Origin of the sequence: Kribbella sp. VKM Ac-2566 (assembly GCF_004366005.1) — a bacterium.
Lineage (GTDB): Bacteria > Actinomycetota > Actinomycetes > Propionibacteriales > Kribbellaceae > Kribbella > Kribbella pratensis.
The window spans coordinates 100,776-119,243 of sequence record NZ_SODT01000008.1 but is presented as its reverse complement, the minus strand read 5'-3'; the positions used below and the strand labels follow the sequence as shown (position 1 = coordinate 119,243).

Sequence of the window (18,468 nt, the reverse complement as noted above, 5' to 3'; positions counted from 1 at the left end):
AACAATGGCGCCGTGAACCCGCGTAGCGTCGTCATCCTCGGCTCGACCGGCTCGATCGGCACTCAGGCGCTCGAGCTGATCGGACGGAACCGGGACCGCTTCCACGTCCTGGCCCTGTCCGCCGGCGGCGACAACGTCGCGCTGCTCGCGCAGCAGGCGCTCGAGTTCGGGGTCGAGGTCGTGGCGGTGGCCAAGGCCACGGTCGCGCAGGACCTGCAGCTGGCGTTCTACGCCGAGGCGCAGCGGAAGGGATACGCGCAGGGCGAGTTCCGGATTCCCAAGATCGTCACTGGGCCGGACGCCTCCAGCGAGCTCGCGGCGCTGCCGTGTGACGTAGTACTCAACGGCATCAACGGCTCGGTCGGCCTGCACGCGACGCTGGCCGCGCTGGACGCCGGGAACACGCTGGCGCTCGCCAACAAGGAGTCGCTGGTGATCGGCGGCCCGATCGTCACCCGGCGCGCGAAACCGGGGCAGATCGTCCCGGTCGACTCCGAGCACAGCGCGATCGCCCAGTGCCTGCGCGGTGGTACGCCGGAGGAGGTCCGCAAACTGCTCCTGACCGCGAGCGGAGGCCCGTTCCTCGGCCGGCCGCGGAGCGAGCTGGAGAACGTGACCGTCGAGCAGGCCCTGGACCACCCGAACTTCGCGATGGGGCCGGTCGTCACGATCAACTCGGCCACGCTGGTCAACAAGGGCCTCGAGCTGATCGAGGCGCACCTGCTGTTCGGGATCCCGATGGACCGGATCGACGTGGTCGTCCACCGGCAGCAGGCGATCCACTCGATGGTCGAGTTCTTCGACGGCTCCACGATCGCGCAGGTCGGCGTACCGACGATGACGGTGCCGATCGCGCTCGCGCTCGGCTGGCCTGACCGGATACCGGACGCTTCGCCGCCGTGGAACTGGGCCGAGGCGAGCACCTGGACGTTCCAGCCGGTCGACGGCACGGCGTTCCCGTCGGTCCAGCTGGCCCGGGAGGCAGGGACCCGCGGCGGGACCGCCCCGGCCGTGTTCAACGCGGCGAACGAGGTCTGTGTGCAGGCTTTCCGCGACGGGCGGCTACCGTTCGTGGCGATCGTCGACACAGTGGCGCGGGTCGTGACCGATCACGACGTACCCTCGTATGAGGAACTGTCCGTCGACGACGTGCTCGCCGCGGACGCGTGGGCGCGGCAGCGGGCCCGTGAGATCACCGGCGTACAGGAGAACCAGCAGGCATGAGTGTGCTTCTCACCATTCTCGGCATCGTGCTGTTCGTCGCCGGGGTGCTGATCTCGGTCGCGCTGCACGAGATGGGCCACATGCTCCCGGCGAAGGCGTTCGGGATGAAGGTCACGCAGTTCTTCGTCGGCTTCGGGCGGACCGTCTGGTCGGTGAAGCGCGGCGAGACGGAGTACGGCATCAAGGCGATCCCGGCCGGCGGTTTCGTCCGGATCATCGGCATGATGCCGCCCGCCAAGGGCCAGGACCCCACGAAGGTGCGCAAGGCCAACACCGGCCCGATCCAGTCGATGGTCGAGAACGCCCGTACGGCGGAGTACGAGACGATCTCGCCCGATGACAACGGTCGGCTCTTCTATCAGAAGGTGTGGTGGAAGAAGCTGATCGTCATGGCGTCCGGGCCGCTGGTCAACGTGCTGATCGCGGTCGTGCTCTTCACCGGGCTGTTCACGATCTACGGCGACAGCGTCGCGCAGACCACCATCTCGACGGTGACCGACTGCGTGATCCCCGCCGACCAGGCGAAGCCGGACCGCAAGTGCCAGGACGGCGACAAGGTCTCGCCGGCCAAGCAGGCCGGGTTCCAGGTCGGCGACAAGATCGTCGCGTTCAACGGGACCACGATCACCAGCTGGGACCAGCTGACGCCGCTGATCCGGGCGAACACCGACAAGCCCGCCACGATCGTTGTCGAGCGCAACGGTCAGCAGCTGACCCTGCACACGAGCACGATCGTCAACCAGGTCCTGGACAAGCCCGGGTCGGACAAGTACGTCTCGGTCGGGTTCCTCGGGGTCTCGCCGGAGAGCAAGATCGAGCGGCAGAGCGTCGGTTACGCGCTCGACAAGATGGGCGGCTACACGGTCAGCACCATCCAGGCCCTCGGCCGGTTCCCGGAGAAGCTGGTCGGCGTCGCCAAGTCGATCGTCGGCGGCGAGCGGGACCAGGACAGCCCGATGAGCGTCGTCGGCGCCAGCCGGGTCGCGGGCGAGATCGCCTCCAGCGACCTGAACGTCGGCGCCAAGGCGGCCACCCTGATCCTGCTGCTCGCCTCGCTGAACCTGTTCCTCGCCCTGTTCAACTTCATCCCGCTGCTGCCGCTGGACGGCGGTCACATGATCGGCGCGATCTGGGAAGGTGTCCGGCGCGGCCTCGCGAAGCTGTTCGGCCGGCCGGACCCCGGGTACGTCGACGTGGCCAAGCTGCTCCCGATCGCGTACGTCGCGGCGAGTGTGATCGTGGTGATGGGCGTGCTGCTCGTCATCGCCGACATCGTGAACCCCATCAAGCTGTTCAACGGATAAGGAAACATGAGCATCAACCTGGGCATGCCCGCGCTGCCGCCTCCGACGCTGGCGCCACGTCGGAAGACTCGTCAGATCAAGGTGGGCAGCGTACTGGTCGGCGGTGACGCGCCGATCTCGGTGCAGTCGATGACGACCACGCCGACCCACGACGTCAACAAGACGCTGCAGCAGATCGCCGAGCTGACCGCTGCGGGCTGCGACATCGTCCGGGTCGCGTGCCCGCGCCAGGAGGACGCCGACGCGCTCGCGGAGATCGCGCAGCACTCGCAGATCCCGGTGATCGCCGACATCCACTTCCAGCCGGGCTACGTGTTCGCGGCGATCGAGGCCGGGTGCGCCGCCGTACGGGTGAATCCGGGCAACATCCGCAAGTTCGACGACCAGGTCAAGGAGATCGCGCAGGCCGCGAAGGACCACGGTACGTCGCTGCGGATCGGCGTGAACGCGGGATCGCTGGACAAGCGGCTGCTGGAGAAGTACGGCAAGGCGACGCCCGAGGCGCTCGTCGAGTCGGCCGTCTGGGAGGCGTCGCTGTTCGAGGAGCACGACTTCCACGACTTCAAGATCTCGGTCAAGCACAACGACCCGGTCGTGATGGTGCAGGCGTACGAGATGCTCGCCGAGCGCGGCGACTGGCCGCTGCACCTCGGGGTCACCGAGGCCGGCCCGGCGTTCCAGGGCACGATCAAGTCGTCGGTCGCGTTCGGTGCACTTCTGTCGAAGGGCATCGGGGACACGATCCGGGTCTCCCTGTCCGCGCCGCCGGTCGAGGAGGTCAAGGTCGGCCTGCAGATCCTGCAATCGCTGAACCTGCGCGAGCGCAAGCTCGAGATCGTCTCCTGCCCGTCCTGCGGCCGCGCCCAGGTGGACGTCTACACCCTGGCCGAGCAGGTCACCGCCGGCCTCGAGGGCATGGAGGTCCCGCTCCGCGTCGCCGTCATGGGCTGCGTCGTGAACGGCCCCGGCGAGGCCCGCGAGGCCGACCTCGGCGTCGCCTCCGGCAACGGCAAGGGCCAGATCTTCGTCAAGGGCGAGGTCATCAAGACGGTCCCGGAATCCGCCATCGTCGAAACCCTCATCGAAGAGGCGATGCGCATCGCCGAACAGATGGAGACCACGGAGCCCGGCGAGCCCACCGTCAGCGTCAGCTGACCGACCCGGGCGAAGGGTTCGTCCCACCGCTGCGAAGGGTTCCCTCCGACGTGGGGCCGGTGGGTCTTCAGAGCTTCTCCGGGGGCAGGCGGCGGCGTAGTGTGCCGCTGTTCGTGCCCCCTGGGAGGTTCCATGCGCAAGAAGATCCTGACCGTGCTGGCGATCGGTGCGGCGGTGTGTGCGTCCACCGTGCCGGCGGCGGCCATCAACTCGTACAACGCGACGCCGGCGCCGGAGCGGACGGAGGTCGGGGCGTTCCTGGCGTTGTGGGACAACACCGGTGACGGCGTACCGGATCGGTTCGACTGGGTGTGCAGTGGCACGATGGTTGACCGCGACACCTATCTGACGGCTGCGCACTGCACCGACGACTGGCCGGCCGGGACCAAGTTCTACGTGTCGCTCGACCAGGACGTCCAGACGCTCCTGGACAACGCCGCGTCCCAAGGCCTGACTCCCGCGCAGACCGCCGCCTCGTTCGTGACGAACCATCACGCTGTACAGGGCGACACTCACCAGGACCCGGCGTACCCGGGGAACTCGGCCGACGCGCACGACATCGGAGTGATCGACTTCGCCAACCGCGCGACCGATCCCGCCGACGTCTGGAGCTTCACGCCGGCAACGCTGCCGAGCGCGGGTCAGCTGGACAAGCTGGGCAGCCGGGCGCTCGATGCCGCGTCCTGGCTGGTGGTCGGCTACGGCACCCAGGAGGCCGTCAACGGTCCGGGTGGCCAGACGCATCCCGGCGGCGGCGTTCGGATGAAGGCGCCGGTGGACTTCAACGCGTTGAACAAGACCTGGGTCCGGTTGGCCATGACGGAGCCGCAGGGCAACGGCGGCGCCTGCTACGGCGACTCGGGCGGCCCGAACTTCGTCACGATCGGCGGCAAGCTGGTCCTCGCCGCAACCACCATCACCGGCGACTCTCCCTGCTACGCGACAAACGTCGTCTACCGAACCGACACCCCGTCGGCACGGTCCTTCCTCGCGCCGTACGTCAAGCTCCCCTGATCTCCGGAGAACTGGTCACCCGCCGACTACGCTTCGGCGGGTGACCAGTTATCTGATCGTCAGCGCCATCCGCGCAGAAGCGCGCTACGTCCCGGACGAACTGCCCGTCGTCGTCACCGGGGTCGGGAAGACGGCGGCGGCGGTGGCTACCGCGAGGGCCTTGGCGGAGCGGGACACCACAGGGCTGGTGGTGTTGAACGTCGGTACGACGGGCGCATTGCGGGACGGACTGTCCGGGTTGTATCTGCCGAGCATGGTGATCAACCACGACGTGAACGCGGAGGCGGTCCGGGCCATTGGGTTGGATCCGCAGGATGAGTTGGCTGTTGAGGGTGGGGACGGGACCGTGCTGGCGTCGGGGGACGTGTTCGTGACGGATCCCGTCGTACGGGCGCGGTTGGCGGAGCGGGCGCACTTGGTGGACATGGAGGCGTACGGCGTCGTGTACGCCTGCCAGGCGTACGGCGTACCTGTGCGGGTCGTGAAGCACGTGTCGGACTCGGCGGATGAGGCAGCACTCGACTGGCCGGCGTTGGTCGACGCCAGCGCGAAGGTGCTGGGGGAGTGGGTCAGCGAGAACGCTCGCTGAGCCATTCCAGTACGGCGATCTCGCGCACCAGCCAGCGCATCACGCCGACCCCGCTCGCCAGCACCCGCTGATTGGCGACCAGCGCGTCAGGCACCGAGATCCACACCGGTGCGAGCTCCAGCTCGGCCTCGTAGCCCTCCAGATCCTGTGCGGCATCGGCGACGCCGCCTGAGCAGGTGAAGTAGTACGACGTCATTGCGAACACGTCGTACTCGACGTCGATCGCCGGCACCTCCTCGCGGGTCGTGGCGAGTTCGGGGCCGACGAGAACGCCGTCGTACCCGCACTCCTCGCGGAACTCGCGGCGCAGTGCCTGCTCGAAGGACTCGCCGGGCTCGACCCCGCCGCCGGGGAACTTGTAGTCGCCGTGCCGCGAGCTGAGGAGCAGCAGCTCGGGGCCGCGGGCGAGTACGCCGCGGACGGCGGTGCGGGTGATCGTCCGGCCGCCGGGACTCAGGGTGGGATCGCGGAAGGTGGCGAGGTGCATCGGATTATGCTGGCTTGACCTTGACCCTGGGGGCAAGGTTTAGCGTCGGGGGGAAGGAGGCGGGATGCGGATCAGTGATCTGGCGGCCGAGGCCGGTGTGACGGTCAAGGCGGTGCGGTACTACGAGTCGCAGGGACTGCTCAAGCCGCGGCGGGAAGCCAACGGGTACCGGTCGTACGAGCCGGACGACGTGGTCGTCGTGCGTGAGGTGAAGGCGTTGCTGAGCCTCGGGCTGACCGCGGAGCAGACGTACCCGTTCATCGAGTGCCTGCGGGCCGGCAATGCGCGCGCGGACGTGTGCCCCGCATCGCTGACGGCGTACCGGACCCGGATCGAGGAAGTGGACCGGCGGATCGCCGAACTGACCGATCTGCGGGCGCGGCTGACCGACCTCCTGACCGATGCCGAGAACTGGAGGACGAGATGAGCGATCTGCGAAGTGTCGACGAGGCCACCTTCGACGAGGTGGTGCTGCGGTCCGAGAAGCCGGTGCTGGTGGACTTCTGGGCGCAGTGGTGCCCGCCGTGCCACCAGATCGCCCCGGTCCTCGCCCAGATCGGTGTCGAACGCAACGAAAAGCTGACCGTGGTGAAGCTGAACTCCGACGAGAACCCAGCGATCTCCGCCCGCTACCGGGTGATGGCGCTGCCCACTCTCATCCTCTTCCACCACGGCGAGATGATCTGGTCCGTCGTCGGCGCCCGCCCCAAGGCCAAACTCCTCAAGGAACTCGACGACGCGCTGCTGACCGCGGTCTAAAGGGCTGTTTGCTGGTGGAAGGCGACTCGCCAGTCGCCGTGGACGTCAGTCCAGACGGTGCTCGCATACGACGGGACGTAGACCTCGTTGCCCTCCACAAGCGCTGTGACGTGTCGATGATCCCGAACTTGGTCACCGCGACGGCGTCGTCCAGCAGGTACTTCTCGTAGAAGTCTCACCTCCGCAACGGCCACGAGAGGTAGGCAAAGGCGCTGATCCACCCGCCGCCGGGGCGCTCGATCCCCGGCGGGGCGGCTCCTCGGCGCACCAACCTGCCGAGCAGGTTCCACATCAACCCGCTCATGAGCCGTTGAACTGGTAGAGCTCGACCAGTACGCCGTGGGGGCCACGTACGTAGGCCGACGTGGTACCCCAGTCGGTGTCGACGGGCTCGAGGGCTATGTTGCCGCCGCGGCCGCGGATCTCCTCGATGTCGGCGCGGACGTCGTCGCTGGTGAACTGCAGCAGGGTCCCGCCGTGGGTCCCGAAGTCGTCGATCATCGCGCCGGTGTGCAGGGCGATCGTCATCGCGCCGGCCTTCACCTCGGCGTACCCCTCGCCGGCGTTGCCGGAGACTTCCAGGCCGAGTACGCCGGTGAAGAAGTCGGCGATGTCCTGGTTCTTCTCGCGGCTGTCCGTCAGTAGGCCGAGGTGGTCGAAGCGGAGATTCATTGTCGGACTCCCTGAGGATTGACGGCTGGCTTTCTAGGATGCTAGCAATATAGCCATGGTCGATGTTGGTGACAAGAAGGTGCAGTTCAACGTGTACCTGCCGCCGGAGTTGGTGCGGCGGGTGAAGCACAAGGCGATCGACGACGGGGCGAGTCTGTCCGCGCTCGTCGAGCAGGCGCTGGCTGAGTACCTCGACAACCATGGGGAGGCCCGGGGATGAACGACCTGGAGAACGCGGTGATCAGGCCGCTGCGGTTCACGGCGGACGTGGGGGCGATGCGGGCGTTCCTGGAGAGGCTGGGGTTGCGGTCGCGGATCGAGTCCGAGCGCGGGGGATGGGTCGACATGCTGACCGGTCGCGGGATGGTCGCGTTGCACGATGCGGCCTCGAGTTCGACGGGCGGGCAGCCGGGGCAGACGACGCTGTCGTTCGAGGCGGACAAGCTCGACGAGTTGAAGGACCGCCTGGAGCAGGTGGGGTTCGTCGACGCGACGGTCTTCGACGAGGCGTACGGGCGGGTGCTGTCGGTCAGTGGGCCCGAGGGGGTGGTGATCTGGGTCGACGAGCGCAGCGACGATCTGTACGGGTACAAGCTGCACGACGCCGCCCGGGACGATCGCTGGTCGGTCACGCCGTACCTGACCGGAGCGGACGAGGCGCCCTGGCAGCGGTTCCTCGGCGCGCTCGGCGTGCAGACGGTGGTTCGCTTCGGGCCGGCCGACGGCGACTTCGCCGTACGACTCGACCTGACCACGACCGAGGACCTCGACGACGTGCAGCGCCGTGTCGGCGGGTCCCGGACCGAGGCCGGCCTCGAGATCGTCGACCCGGACGGTCAGCTCGTGGTAGTCCACGGATGAAGTCTGAGGTCTTGACCTCGACCGGACCTGAAGTTGCAGGATGCGCGTCATGACGACGGTGGCGCCTGGCAGGCTGCGAGACGATCCGGATTTCCGGCGGTACTGGTCGGCTCGCGCCTTGTCGGTCACCGGGTCGATGGTGACGGCGATCGCGTTGCCGGTGCTCGTCTACCGGCTCAGCGGGTCGACGGTGCTGACCGCAGTGGTGACCGCGCTCGAGTCCGCGCCGTACCTGCTGGCCGGTCTGTTCGCCGGCGCCCTCGCGGACCGTTGGAACCGGCGGCGCACGATGGTGACCGCGGACGCCATCAACGCGGTCCTGGTGGGTTCAGTGCCGGCGGCGCATCTGCTCGGTGTGCTGACCGTCGTACAGGTGCTGATCGTCGCGTTCACCGTGCAGGCCGTCTACACGTTCTTCGACGGCGCGAACTTCGGCGCGCTGCCCGTCCTCGTCGGCCGCGCCCGCGTGGCCCAGGCGAACTCCGCGGTCTGGACGGCGTCGAGTCTGATCGAGTTGCTCGTCCCGCCGGCGACCGGTCTGCTCCTCGCCGTACTCGATCCGGCCAGTCTGCTCACGCTCGATGCCCTGAGCTTCGCGGCGTCCGCGTTCGCCGTCCGCGGGATCGTGCGGGCGATGTCCGAGTCCCGCGACGGGCAGCCGCCGTTACGGCCGAAGGTGGTGCTGAACGACATCGGTGACGGCCTGCGCTTCCTGATCCGGCACGCGGGCGTTCGCACGATGACGGTCATCGGCAGCGTGCAGTCCTTCGCGGGCGGCGGGTTCATGGCGCTGATCGTGGTGTGGTGCGACCGCGTCCTCGACATCGGTACGTCGGGAGTCCGCTTCGGACTGGTGTGGGGTGTGTGGGGGATCGGCGGGCTGATCGCGGCGCTCAGCCTCCCGCGGCTGCTGCGGCGGATGCCGCCCGCGGCGATCACGCTGTACGCGCTGCCGGTGTCGGCGCTGCTCGGAGTGCTCTCGCCGTTGTCGCCCAACTGGATCGTGGCCGCGCTGGCGTTGCTGGTCTGGGGTTCGGCGTACGTGCTGGTGATCGTCAACGCGGTGTCGTACCGGCAGCAGGTCACGCCGGAGAACCTGCTCGGCCGGGTGAACACGGCAGGCCGGATGCTGTCCTGGGGTGTCGGGTGGACCATCGGATCGGTCGTCGGCGGGCTGCTCGGCAACGCGTTCGGGCCGCGGACCGGGATGGTGCTGATGGGTCTGTTCGGTTGCGCGGGCGTGGTGTTCGCGTGGACGTCGCCGCTGCGCCGGATCGCCGCGGACCACGAGCCGCAGGCCGGCTGACCCGGCCCCGTTGCGGCCCCCGTTGCATACGGAGGTGTCGATGATCCGCTAGGTTCTGCGCGTGGGCGTACGGGTTCTCGGTCCTCGTGACCTCGCGGCGGCGCGTGCGGTCATCGCTCGCGATCCGGTCATCAACGTGTTCGTCGACAGCCTCGTGCAGGCGTCCGGACTCGACCCGCGGCGCGGTGCGGAGGTCTGGGGGTACGTCGAGAAAGGCGCGCTCGAGGCACTGTGTCACGCGGGCGGGAACATGGTGCCGGTCGGCGCCGACGACGCGGCACTCCGGGCGTTCGCGGCGTACGCGATGCGCCGCGGGCGGAACTGTTTCCAGATCCTCGGGCAGGCCCGCGCGGTCGAGCAGCTGTGGCACATTCTCGAGCCGCACTGGGGACCGGCCCGCGAGGTGCGCGACGACCAGCCGTTCATGGTGATCGAAGGGCCGCCGTCGATCGCACCGGATCCGCTGGTCCGCGCGGTCGAGCCGGTCGAGCTGCCGATCCTCTACCCGGCGTGCGTGGCGATGTACACCGAGGAGGTCGGCGTTCCGCCGCAGACCGGGCCGGACGGGACGTTCTACCGGTCGCGGGTCGCGGAGCTGATCCGGGCCGGGCGCGCGTTCGCGCGGATCGAGGACGGACGGGTCGTGTTCAAGGCCGAGGTCGGCTCGGTCGGATCGGGCGTGTGCCAGATCCAGGGCGTTTGGGTGGATCCGGAGTACCGCGGTCGCGGGCTGGCCGCGCCCGGGATGGCGGCCGTGGTCGAGCTGGCCCGGCAGATCAGCCCGGTGGTGACGCTCTATGTGAACGCCTTCAACCTGCCGGCGCGGGCGGCGTACGAGCGCGTCGGGTTCCGCACGATCGAGACGTTCGCGACGATCCTGTTCTGATGAGCCGGTGTGCGCCTGTGGATAACGTGGTGAGAGCATGTTCGCCGGACCGATATTCTCTGTGACGTCCGGTCAGCTACTTTTGCACGCTTGGAGACTCCCGTGATTTTGCGTATGTCGTCGTTGTTCCTCCGCACCCTTCGCGAGGACCCGGCGGACGCGGAGGTCCCGAGCCACAAGCTGCTCGTCCGCGCCGGGTACATCCGGCGGGCCGCGCCCGGTATCTACACCTGGCTGCCGCTCGGCCTGCGCGTCCTGCGGAACGTCGAGCGGATCGTCCGTGAGGAGATGGACGCGATCGGCGCGCAGGAGCTGGTGTTCCCGGCGCTGCTGCCCCGCGAGCCCTACGAGGCCACCGGCCGCTGGACGGAGTACGGGCCGAACATCTTCCGGCTGAAGGACCGCAAGGGCGCCGACATGCTGCTCGGCCCCACGCACGAGGAGATGTTCACGCTGGTCGTGAAGGACCTGTACTCGTCGTACAAGGATCTTCCGCTGTCGATCTACCAGATCCAGAACAAGTACCGCGACGAGGCGCGGCCGCGGGCAGGCGTGCTGCGCGGGCGCGAGTTCGTGATGAAGGACTCGTACTCGTTCGATGTCGACGACGACGGCCTCGCCGCGTCGTACGAGAAGCACCGCGAGGCGTACATCAAGATCTTCGACCGGCTCGGCTTCGACTACGTGATCGTGCAGGCCATGTCCGGCGCGATGGGCGGTTCGCGGTCCGAGGAGTTCCTGGCGATCGCGGAGAACGGCGAGGACACCTTCGTCCGCTCGCCGGGCGGGTACGCCGCCAACGTCGAGGCGGTCGTGGTGCCGCAGTCGGCGCCCGTCGACGCGTCCGGCGTACCGGCCGCCGAGGTCGTGGACACCCCGGACACACCGACCATCGACACGCTCGTGGACGCGATGAACGCGAAGCACGCGCGGACCGACGGCCGCGAGTGGACCGCCGCGGACACGTTGAAGAACGTGCTCGTGATGCTGGTGCACCCGGACGGCACTCGCGAGCCGCTCGCGATCGGCGTCCCCGGGGACCGCGCGATCGACGAGAAGCGGCTCGGCGCGCAGGTGGAGCCGGCCGAGGTGGTCGCCTTCGAGGAGGCCGACTTCGAGAAGTACCCGTCGCTCGCGAAGGGTTACATCGGTCCGGGCGTGCTCGGCAAGGACAACACGTCCGGTATCCGGTACCTGCTCGACCCGCGGGTGGCCGAGGGGTCCGCGTGGGTGACCGGTGCGGACAAGCCCGGGTTCCACGTCGTCAACCTGGTGCACGGCCGGGACTTCACCGCGGACGGGACGATCCAGGCCGCCGAGGTCCGCGACGGCGACGAGGCGCCGGACGGTTCGGGTGTGCTGGAGACCGCGCGCGGGATCGAGATGGGCCACATCTTCCAGCTCGGCCGCAAGTACGCCGACGCGCTCGACCTGAAGGTCCTCGACCAGAACGGCAAGCTCGTCACGGTCACCATGGGCTCGTACGGCGTCGGGGTCACCCGCGCGGTGGCGGCGATCGCGGAGGGCAACCACGACGAGCTCGGCCTGGTCTGGCCGCGCGAGATCGCGCCCGCCGACGTGCACCTGGTTGCCACCGGCAAGGACAAGGAACTCTTCGCGAAGGCCGCCGAGCTGGCCGCCGAGCTGGAGTCCCGGGGCCTGACGGTGATCTACGACGACCGCGAGAAGGTGTCGCCCGGCGTGAAGTTCAAGGACGCCGAGCTGATCGGGGTACCGACCATCGCCGTGGTCGGCAAGGGCCTCGCCGACGGCACCATCGAGGTCAAGAACCGCCGCACCGGCGACCGCGAGGACGTCCCGCTCGCCGACGTCGTGGACCACCTGGTCACCACGGTCCGCAGCTGAACCTTCCGGCCCGTTCCCCATGAGGGAGCGGGCCGGATTTTTTCCCGGCATATTTTCTTCGGCATTTGATGTCGAGGAACGTCGGTCGGCTCCGATCCCGGGGTGTGGCGCCTGAGGGGCGTCCGGGAGACAGGGAGTTGGCGATGAGGGAATCTGTGCTGGATGGGCGGGGGATCGACGGGCTGCGGCAGGCCGTTGCGGGTGACGTGCTGGTGGACGGGGACGCGGGGTACCTGGACGCCGGGCGGGTGATGACGGCCGAGGGCCGGCCGCAGGTGATCGTGCGGTGTGCGAGCGCGAACGACGTGGTGGCGGCGTTGAAGTACGCCGAGACGAACGACCTGCCGATCGCGGTCCGCAGCGGCGGGCACCACGCGGCCGGGTTCGGCACGAACGACGGCGGCGTCGTGATCGACGTACGGCCGATGGACGAGGTCAGGCTGCTGCCGGACGACGTCGTCCGGATCGGCACCGGCGCGACCTGGGGCCGCGTCGCCGAGCGGCTCGGCAAGGTCGGTCTGGCGATCTCGTCCGGTGACACGGCGAGCGTTGGTGTCGGCGGGTTGATGGCCGGTGGCGGCATCGGGTGGATGGTCCGCAAGCACGGGCTGGCGATCGACAACGTGGTCTCGGCCGAGGTGGTCACCGCGGACGGTTCGGTACGCCGGGTCGACGCCGCCACGGACTCGGAGTTGTTCTGGGGACTCCGCGGTGCAGCGGGCAGCCTCGGAGTGGTCACGTCGTACGACATCAGCGCCGTACGCCGACCGACCGTGCACTTCGGCACCCTGCTGTACCCGTGGACACAGGCGGAGCAGGTGCTCGAGGGCTGGGCGGAGTACGCCGCGGACGCGCCCGAGGAGCTGACGTCGTCGCTGCAACTGGCGCCGACGATGATGGCCGACCGGCAGGTTCCGGTCGCGATCATGGTGTGTGTGACCGGTGATGTGGACGCGGCACTGGAACCGCTGCGTCACCTCGGCTCGATGATCACCGAGAAGGTGTCCGAGGTCCCGTACGCCGACGTGTTCTCCGACATGTCGATGCCGGCGGACTGGCGCCCGCGGATCCGCAACGGCTTCTACAACGCCTGGTCGCCGGACCTGAGCCAAAGACTGCTGGAGGCCCGCCCGCGGATCCCGGGACTCGCGATCGAGATCCGGTCGCTCGGTGGTGCGTACGGCGCGATGCCCGCGGACGCGACCGCGTTCGCGCACCGTGACGCGCGGTTCCTGGTCAACTCGGTGCTGATGGGATCGCCCGAACAGCAGGGAACCCAGCAGCCCAAGGACTTCGACGCCCTGTGGCGGTCGATGAATCCGAACGGCGCGTACCAGAACTTCATCTCCGACCCGACCGACGCGGACCTGGACAGCTGCTTCCCGGAGCAGCACCGCGCCCGGCTGGCCGCACTCAAGCAGGCAGTCGACCCCGGCCACGTGTTCCGTAGTCCCTTGAGCGTGCCGCCGCGTCCAGAGTGGACGGGCGGGCGCCGTCATCTGATGAGGTGGGCGATGCGGTCGCGGAGATAGTTCTGCTCGGCCGTGTTCCGGGTCCGCTCCAGTGCCGCGAGGTAGTTGGAGCGGGCCAGGTCCGGGCGGCCGGCGAGCTCGTGGAGATGGGCGAGGACGGACAGCCGGCGGTGGTGATCCCCGAGGTACCGGTCGTCGGCGAGGTCTTCGACGATCGCGATCCCGGCGTCCGGGCCTTCGGTCATCGCGACCGCGACGGCGGACCCGAGCGTCACCATCGGACTCGGGTCGATCTTCTCGAGGATCCGGTAGAGCCCGGCGATCTGTTCCCAGTCGGTGGTTTCAACCGAGTCGGCTTCGCTGTGCACGGCCGCGATCGCCGCCTCCAGCTGGTACGGGCCGACGGGGCCGGAGCGCAGTGTCTCCTCGACGATGCGGACGCCCTGGGCGATCTCGTCGGCGTACCAGCGGGATCGGTCCTGTCGATCGGCCGGGATCAGATCGCCACCGGGGCCGGTTCGCGCGTCGCGGCGGGCGTGGGTGAGGATCATCAACGCCAGCAGGCCGGCCACCTCTCCGGCCTCGCCGGTGGCCTGACAGAGCAGGCGGGTGATCCGGAGCGCCTCCTCGGCCAGATCCACGCGCTGCAACGAGTCGCCGGCGCTGGCGGTGTGGCCTTCGTTGAAGATCAGGTAGAGCACGTGTAGTACGGCGCGCATCCGCACGTCGTACTCCTCGGCCGTCGGCAGCTCGAAGCGTGCGTCCTTGAGCTGTCGCTTCGCGCGGCTGATGCGTTGGGCGACGGTGGTCTCGCTGACGAGCAGAGCGGCAGCCACCTCGGCCGTGGTCAGGCCGCCCACCGAGCGCAACGTCAGCGCGATCTGCGATGCGGGAGTCAGCTCGGGGTGGCAGCACAGCACGAGGAGCCGGACCGTGTCGTCGGCGTCCTCGCGGTAGTCGTCCGGGTCGTACAGATCGTCCGGCGCTCGCAGGTAGTCGTTCAGCTCGCGCTGCCGGCGTGCGTTGTCCCGCCGCCACCCGTCCATCATCCGCCGCGACGCGACACTGATCAGCCAGCCGATCGGCTGTTCCGGTACGCCGTTCGCACGCCACTGCACGAACGCTTCGAGCAGCGCCTCCTGTACGGCGTCCTCGCACTGGTCGAACACGCCGTACCGCCGGACCAGCGCGGCCAGCGCCCGCGGCGCCGCCGCCCTGATCGCCGCCTCGAGCTCACTCATGGGCTGTAACTACTCGCCGAGCTCCGCCAGGAAGTCGTCCTGGTCGAGCCGGATCTCCCGCAACTGGACGCGCCGGAACTGCGCCAGCGGGATCATCGCCGCGATCTCCAGCGCTCGCTCGACCGACGCGCAGTGCAGCACCATCGCACCGGCCAGGTACTCCTTCGTCTCCAGGAACGGCCGGTCGGAGATCACCGGCGTACCGGCGACGAGCTGGACGTCCTTCTCCTCGCCGGGCTCGTTCAGCCCGAGGACCGACACCAGCTCACCGGTCTTCAGCAGGTCGCGGGCGAGCGTCGCGACGTGTTCCCGCCCGCCGGACAGCTCGACCAGTTGGTCCTCGGTGAATCCTTTGAGCGCCTCGAGGTTGTTGTGGATCAGCAGTAGAAACTTCACCCCGCCATTCTCCCGGATGAGGTGTCATGGCTCTCACTCCGCGGTGTAAGGGTTGAGCTGTACTACGCCCTTACCGGATCATCGGGCCGTGAGGACTTGCTGCTGTGCCTGATGTCTCGTTGCTGACCTTGCTGTTCCTGGTGGTCGCCGCCTTCGCGGCCGGCTGGATCGATGCGGTGGTCGGCGGCGGCGGGTTGCTGCAGCTGCCCGCGATGCTGCTCGGGCTGCCGAACGCGTCGCCGGCGCAGATCCTGTCGACCAACAAGATCTCGTCGTTGTTCGGTACGACGACCAGTGCGGTCACGTTCGGCGTGAAGGTGCGGCCGGACCGTAAGACCGTGCTCCCGATGGCGATCCTGGCCGGACTCGGGGCGGCGGCCGGTGCCCTGGTGGCGACCAGGATCCCGATGTCGTGGTTCAAGCCGATCGTCCTGGTGCTGCTGGTGGCGGTCGCGATCTACACCGCGATGAAGCCGTCCCTCGGCGCCCGCACCGCGCTGCGGTTCGACGGCCGCGACCACTACCTCGCGGCGGGCGGCGTCGGCGTACTGATCGGCTTCTACGACGGCGCGGTCGGGCCGGGGACCGGATCGTTCCTGATCTTCGCGCTGGTCGGCCTGCTCGGGTACAACTTCCTGCAGGCGAGCGCGAAGGCGAAGATCGCCAACGTGGCCACGAACCTGGGCGCGATCGCGGTGTTCGCGCTGAACGGCGCACCGCTGTGGCGGCTCGGCCTGATCATGGGGGCCGCCAACATGCTCGGCGGTCTGCTCGGCGCCCGGACGGCGGTCGCGCGCGGCAGCAAGTTCGTGCGGGTGATCTTCCTGGTCGTGGTCTCGGCGCTGATCCTGCGCCTCGCGTACGACGTCTTCTTCGCCTGACACCGCGTCTGTACCGTAGGCCGCGGGGGAGGTGGGGCCGTGCAACGGGACAACGTCGCTCTGTGGTCGTTCATCGGGTTGGTCGCGTTCGGCCTGGCCGCGGTGCTCGCCGCGAGCCGCCGTCGCGGCGGTTCGTGGGTGAATCCCTCGAACGCCGATGGACCGCTCTGGGTGCCGGCGGCCCCGGCGGCCGTTCTGCTCGCCTTGTCCACGCCACTGGTGATCTGGGCCGCCTTCACGACGATGTACGACCTCGCGTACTCGGACCCGTCGTTCGACGCCCCTGGCTTTCTGCTCCAACCCATACCTGGCCTGCTGGTCGGCATCGCAGCGGTGCGCTGTGCGCATGCGGTCCGCCAGGAGGCACGTGACCGGCCCAGCGGCCGCACCTTTGCGCTGTCCACGACGATCCTCGCGTACGCCGCCGCAGTCCTAGCACTGCTAGCGGCACTCCTGTCCTTCGCGGCAATGCTCGGCCAAGGCGGATAACCTCGGGTCATGGTCGACTACAACGGTCGGATGGGCAGTGTGTACGTCGCGGGCCGCGGCATCTCGCCCGCCGAGGTAGAGCGTTGGACCAGCGCCTTCGCGACGTACCTCCCGCAGCGGCGCCCGCTGGACGTCCTCGACCTGGGCAGCGGGACCGGTCGACTCACCCCGGGTCTGGCCGCGCGGTTCCAGGGCCAGGTGTACGGCGTGGAGCCGTCGGACCGGATGCGTGCCGCGGCCGAGGAGGCCCCGCATCCGGGGGTGACCTACCTGAAGGGCGCCGCGGAGGACATTCCGTTGCCTGAGGCATCGGTCGACGCGGTGCTGATGTTCCTGTCGTTCCATCACTTCCCGGATCCGTTGCAGGGACTCCGTGAGGTACGCCGGGTGCTGCGGCCCGGGGGAGTGGCGTTGCTGCGCACGCAGTTCGCGGATCTCATGCCGGACCTGTTCTGGTACGAGTACTTCCCGTCCGCGCGGGAGGTCGACGCCGCGATGTACCTCTCGCTGTCCGCGACGCAGGCGCTCGCGGTCGAGGCCGGGCTGACGCCGGGCGACGATATCGTCGAGATCACCGCCGAGGAGCCGCGCACCTTGCGGGAGCGGTACGACCGGCTCAGCCATCGTGCGCTGTCGACGTTCGAGCATTTGCCGGCGGACGAGATCGAGTCCGGGTTCGCCAGGTTCGCCGAGGACGCGGAGCGGGATCCGGACCGGCCGATGCCCGTCTACTCCGCGACGATGCTCGTGCTCACGCGTCCCAGCTGACCCGCAACGCCGACGGCTTGCGGAAGACCAGCCCGCGCGGCGGAGGCGAGTCCGCGGCCAGGCGGAGCCCGGGAAGTTCGAGGACGGCCTCCAGGGCGACGAGTGTTTCCAGGCGCGTCAGGTGCATGCCGAGACAGATGTGCGGTCCGCTCGCGAAGGCGAGATGGCGACGGGCGTTGGCCCGCCGTACGTCGAAGTCGTCCGGCGACTCGAACACCTCGGGATCACGACCGGCACCCGCCAGCGACACGGTCACCATGTCGCCACGACGGATCTCCCGGCCCGCAAGCTCGATGTCGCGGGTGGCGTAGCGGTCGACGACGGCGGCGGCCGGTTCGAGGCGGAGCGACTCCTCCATCGCGTTCGGCAGCAGCGACGGGTCGGCCAGCACCAGGTCGAGCTGCTCGGGATGCGTCAGGAGGTGCCAGAGCGCGTTGGTGATCATGCCCTCGGTCGTCTCGATCCCGCCGAACATGAGGACGGCGGCATTGGCGACGACCTCGTCCACGCCGAGCCCGGCGCGCGCGGCCGTGGCGACCAGGGAGTCCGACGAGTCGATGCCCGCGGCAACATGTTTGTGCAGCTCGGCGAAGGCGGCGGCGCCTTCGGCGGTGACCGGGCGACCGGCGGAGACGCCGGACACGGAGGCGGAGATCGCGGTGTACCAGTCGAGCACCGTCGAGGCCGACGCCGGCGGCAGGCCGAGCGACATCGCGACCACCGCGACCGACAACGGTCCCGCGAGCGCGGTGCGAAGATCGGCCGGCGATTCCAGAGCGGACACAAGCTCGTCGACCGTTTGCCGCACCGGTTGCAGGAAGCGACGACGGGTCTCGGCCAGGCCGAAAGGTGACTCGAAGGGGTCGCGGTGGGCCTTGTGGGGGCTGCCGTCCAGCGACAGCATCGACGGGCCGACCACCTGGGCCGTCGAGAACCGCGGATCGTCGACCGTGAACGTCTCCGGATCGCGCAGGACGGTCAGTACGAGCGCTCGCGACGTGACGACCCAGCTGTTCAGCGCCTCGATCCACCCGATCGGCCGGATCCTCGCCAGGGTCGGATGCGGATCGGTCTCGAGCTCTTCGACGGTCGCCACCC

The 18,468-nt window shown here is 69.0% G+C and carries 21 protein-coding genes; 16 read left to right on the top strand and 5 right to left on the bottom strand.

The annotated features are described in order from the left end of the window. Positions 1–12: 12 nt before the first annotated feature. The 5 genes from dxr (at position 13) to EV647_RS03585 (ending at position 5,286) form a co-directional block, all read left to right on the top strand. Positions 13–1,224: a 1-deoxy-D-xylulose-5-phosphate reductoisomerase gene (gene dxr / locus EV647_RS03605; RefSeq protein WP_133998360.1), complete on the top strand. Its 1,212-nt coding sequence runs from the start codon at positions 13–15 to the stop codon at positions 1,222–1,224. Continuing rightward, complete coding sequence (locus tag EV647_RS03600) at positions 1,221–2,528, top strand: RIP metalloprotease (RefSeq protein WP_133998357.1); 1,308 nt, start codon at positions 1,221–1,223, stop codon at positions 2,526–2,528. The genes dxr and EV647_RS03600 overlap by 4 nt, the downstream gene beginning before the upstream one ends. Positions 2,529–2,534: 6 nt before the next feature. After that, positions 2,535–3,683, top strand: coding sequence for a flavodoxin-dependent (E)-4-hydroxy-3-methylbut-2-enyl-diphosphate synthase (ispG, locus tag EV647_RS03595; protein WP_133998354.1), 1,149 nt, complete (start codon positions 2,535–2,537; stop codon positions 3,681–3,683). Between the two features lie 132 nt (positions 3,684–3,815). Further along, on the top strand, positions 3,816–4,697 hold the full coding sequence (locus EV647_RS03590; RefSeq protein WP_133998351.1) for a trypsin-like serine protease: 882 nt from the start codon (positions 3,816–3,818) through the stop codon (positions 4,695–4,697). 40 nt (positions 4,698–4,737) lie between these two features. Next, entirely contained in the window at positions 4,738–5,286 is a 549-nt protein-coding gene (locus tag EV647_RS03585; protein ID WP_133998348.1) for a nucleosidase, read from the top strand. Here the strand turns inward: EV647_RS03585 and EV647_RS03580 are convergent. Beyond that, positions 5,267–5,773: an NUDIX domain-containing protein gene (locus EV647_RS03580; RefSeq protein WP_133998345.1), complete on the bottom strand. Its 507-nt coding sequence runs from the start codon at positions 5,771–5,773 to the stop codon at positions 5,267–5,269. The two genes, EV647_RS03585 and EV647_RS03580, sit on opposite strands and share 20 nt — an antisense overlap. A 64-nt stretch (positions 5,774–5,837) precedes the next feature. Between EV647_RS03580 and EV647_RS03575 the strand changes: the two genes are divergently transcribed. Then, a complete protein-coding gene (locus EV647_RS03575; protein ID WP_130379618.1) occupies positions 5,838–6,200 on the top strand; it encodes a MerR family transcriptional regulator in 363 nt (120 codons plus the stop codon). Further along, positions 6,197–6,532, top strand: coding sequence for a thioredoxin (gene trxA, locus EV647_RS03570; protein ID WP_133998342.1), 336 nt, complete (start codon positions 6,197–6,199; stop codon positions 6,530–6,532). Before EV647_RS03575 ends, trxA begins: the two co-directional genes overlap by 4 nt. 300 nt (positions 6,533–6,832) lie before the next feature. Here the strand turns inward: trxA and EV647_RS03565 are convergent, their stop codons facing one another. Beyond that, positions 6,833–7,204 carry a VOC family protein gene (locus tag EV647_RS03565; protein WP_133998339.1) on the bottom strand — a complete coding sequence of 124 codons (372 nt, stop codon included), beginning with the start codon at positions 7,202–7,204 and terminating at the stop codon, positions 6,833–6,835. Between the two features lie 55 nt (positions 7,205–7,259). Between EV647_RS03565 and EV647_RS03560 the strand changes: the two genes are divergently transcribed. The 6 genes from EV647_RS03560 to EV647_RS03535 all read left to right on the top strand — a co-directional run bounded on the left by EV647_RS03560 (position 7,260) and on the right by EV647_RS03535 (position 13,655). Then, positions 7,260–7,424, top strand: coding sequence for a CopG family transcriptional regulator (locus EV647_RS03560; protein ID WP_133998336.1), 165 nt, complete (start codon positions 7,260–7,262; stop codon positions 7,422–7,424). Then, a complete protein-coding gene (locus tag EV647_RS03555) occupies positions 7,421–8,065 on the top strand; it encodes a VOC family protein (protein WP_133998333.1) in 645 nt (214 codons plus the stop codon). Before EV647_RS03560 ends, EV647_RS03555 begins: the two co-directional genes overlap by 4 nt. Before the next feature lie 49 nt (positions 8,066–8,114). Then, the gene (locus tag EV647_RS03550; protein WP_166680218.1) at positions 8,115–9,371 is read left to right on the top strand and encodes an MFS transporter; all 1,257 of its coding nucleotides are present in this window, start codon (positions 8,115–8,117) and stop codon (positions 9,369–9,371) included. 61 nt (positions 9,372–9,432) lie between these two features. Continuing rightward, positions 9,433–10,257 (top strand): GNAT family N-acetyltransferase, encoded by an 825-nt coding sequence (locus EV647_RS03545; protein WP_133998327.1) that lies wholly within the window; start codon positions 9,433–9,435, stop codon positions 10,255–10,257. 102 nt (positions 10,258–10,359) lie between these two features. After that, the gene (locus EV647_RS03540; protein ID WP_133998324.1) at positions 10,360–12,123 is read left to right on the top strand and encodes a proline--tRNA ligase; all 1,764 of its coding nucleotides are present in this window, start codon (positions 10,360–10,362) and stop codon (positions 12,121–12,123) included. A gap of 143 nt (positions 12,124–12,266) precedes the next feature. Further along, positions 12,267–13,655, top strand: coding sequence for an FAD-binding oxidoreductase (locus EV647_RS03535; RefSeq protein ID WP_166680217.1), 1,389 nt, complete (start codon positions 12,267–12,269; stop codon positions 13,653–13,655). On the opposite strand, the gene EV647_RS03530 is transcribed toward EV647_RS03535, so the two are convergent. Next, positions 13,619–14,836 (bottom strand): RNA polymerase sigma factor, encoded by a 1,218-nt coding sequence (locus EV647_RS03530; protein ID WP_133998318.1) that lies wholly within the window; start codon positions 14,834–14,836, stop codon positions 13,619–13,621. The two genes, EV647_RS03535 and EV647_RS03530, sit on opposite strands and share 37 nt — an antisense overlap. Before the next feature lie 9 nt (positions 14,837–14,845). After that, positions 14,846–15,232, bottom strand: coding sequence for a YciI family protein (locus EV647_RS03525; protein WP_166679784.1), 387 nt, complete (start codon positions 15,230–15,232; stop codon positions 14,846–14,848). Positions 15,233–15,336: 104 nt separating this feature from the next. Here EV647_RS03525 and EV647_RS03520 point away from each other — a divergent pair, with 104 nt between their 5' ends. Genes EV647_RS03520 through EV647_RS03510 form a run of 3 tightly spaced genes read left to right on the top strand, consistent with a single transcriptional unit; the run spans position 15,337 to position 17,370 of the window. Further along, complete coding sequence (locus EV647_RS03520) at positions 15,337–16,113, top strand: TSUP family transporter (protein WP_133998312.1); 777 nt, start codon at positions 15,337–15,339, stop codon at positions 16,111–16,113. A 39-nt stretch (positions 16,114–16,152) separates the two neighbouring features. Next, positions 16,153–16,602: a hypothetical protein gene (locus EV647_RS03515; RefSeq protein ID WP_133998309.1), complete on the top strand. Its 450-nt coding sequence runs from the start codon at positions 16,153–16,155 to the stop codon at positions 16,600–16,602. 9 nt (positions 16,603–16,611) lie between these two features. Further along, on the top strand, positions 16,612–17,370 hold the full coding sequence (locus EV647_RS03510; RefSeq protein WP_133998306.1) for a class I SAM-dependent methyltransferase: 759 nt from the start codon (positions 16,612–16,614) through the stop codon (positions 17,368–17,370). On the opposite strand, the gene EV647_RS03505 is transcribed toward EV647_RS03510, so the two are convergent. Continuing rightward, positions 17,354–18,466 carry a cytochrome P450 gene (locus EV647_RS03505; RefSeq protein WP_133998303.1) on the bottom strand — a complete coding sequence of 371 codons (1,113 nt, stop codon included), beginning with the start codon at positions 18,464–18,466 and terminating at the stop codon, positions 17,354–17,356. The two genes, EV647_RS03510 and EV647_RS03505, sit on opposite strands and share 17 nt — an antisense overlap. Positions 18,467–18,468: the final 2 nt, after the last annotated feature.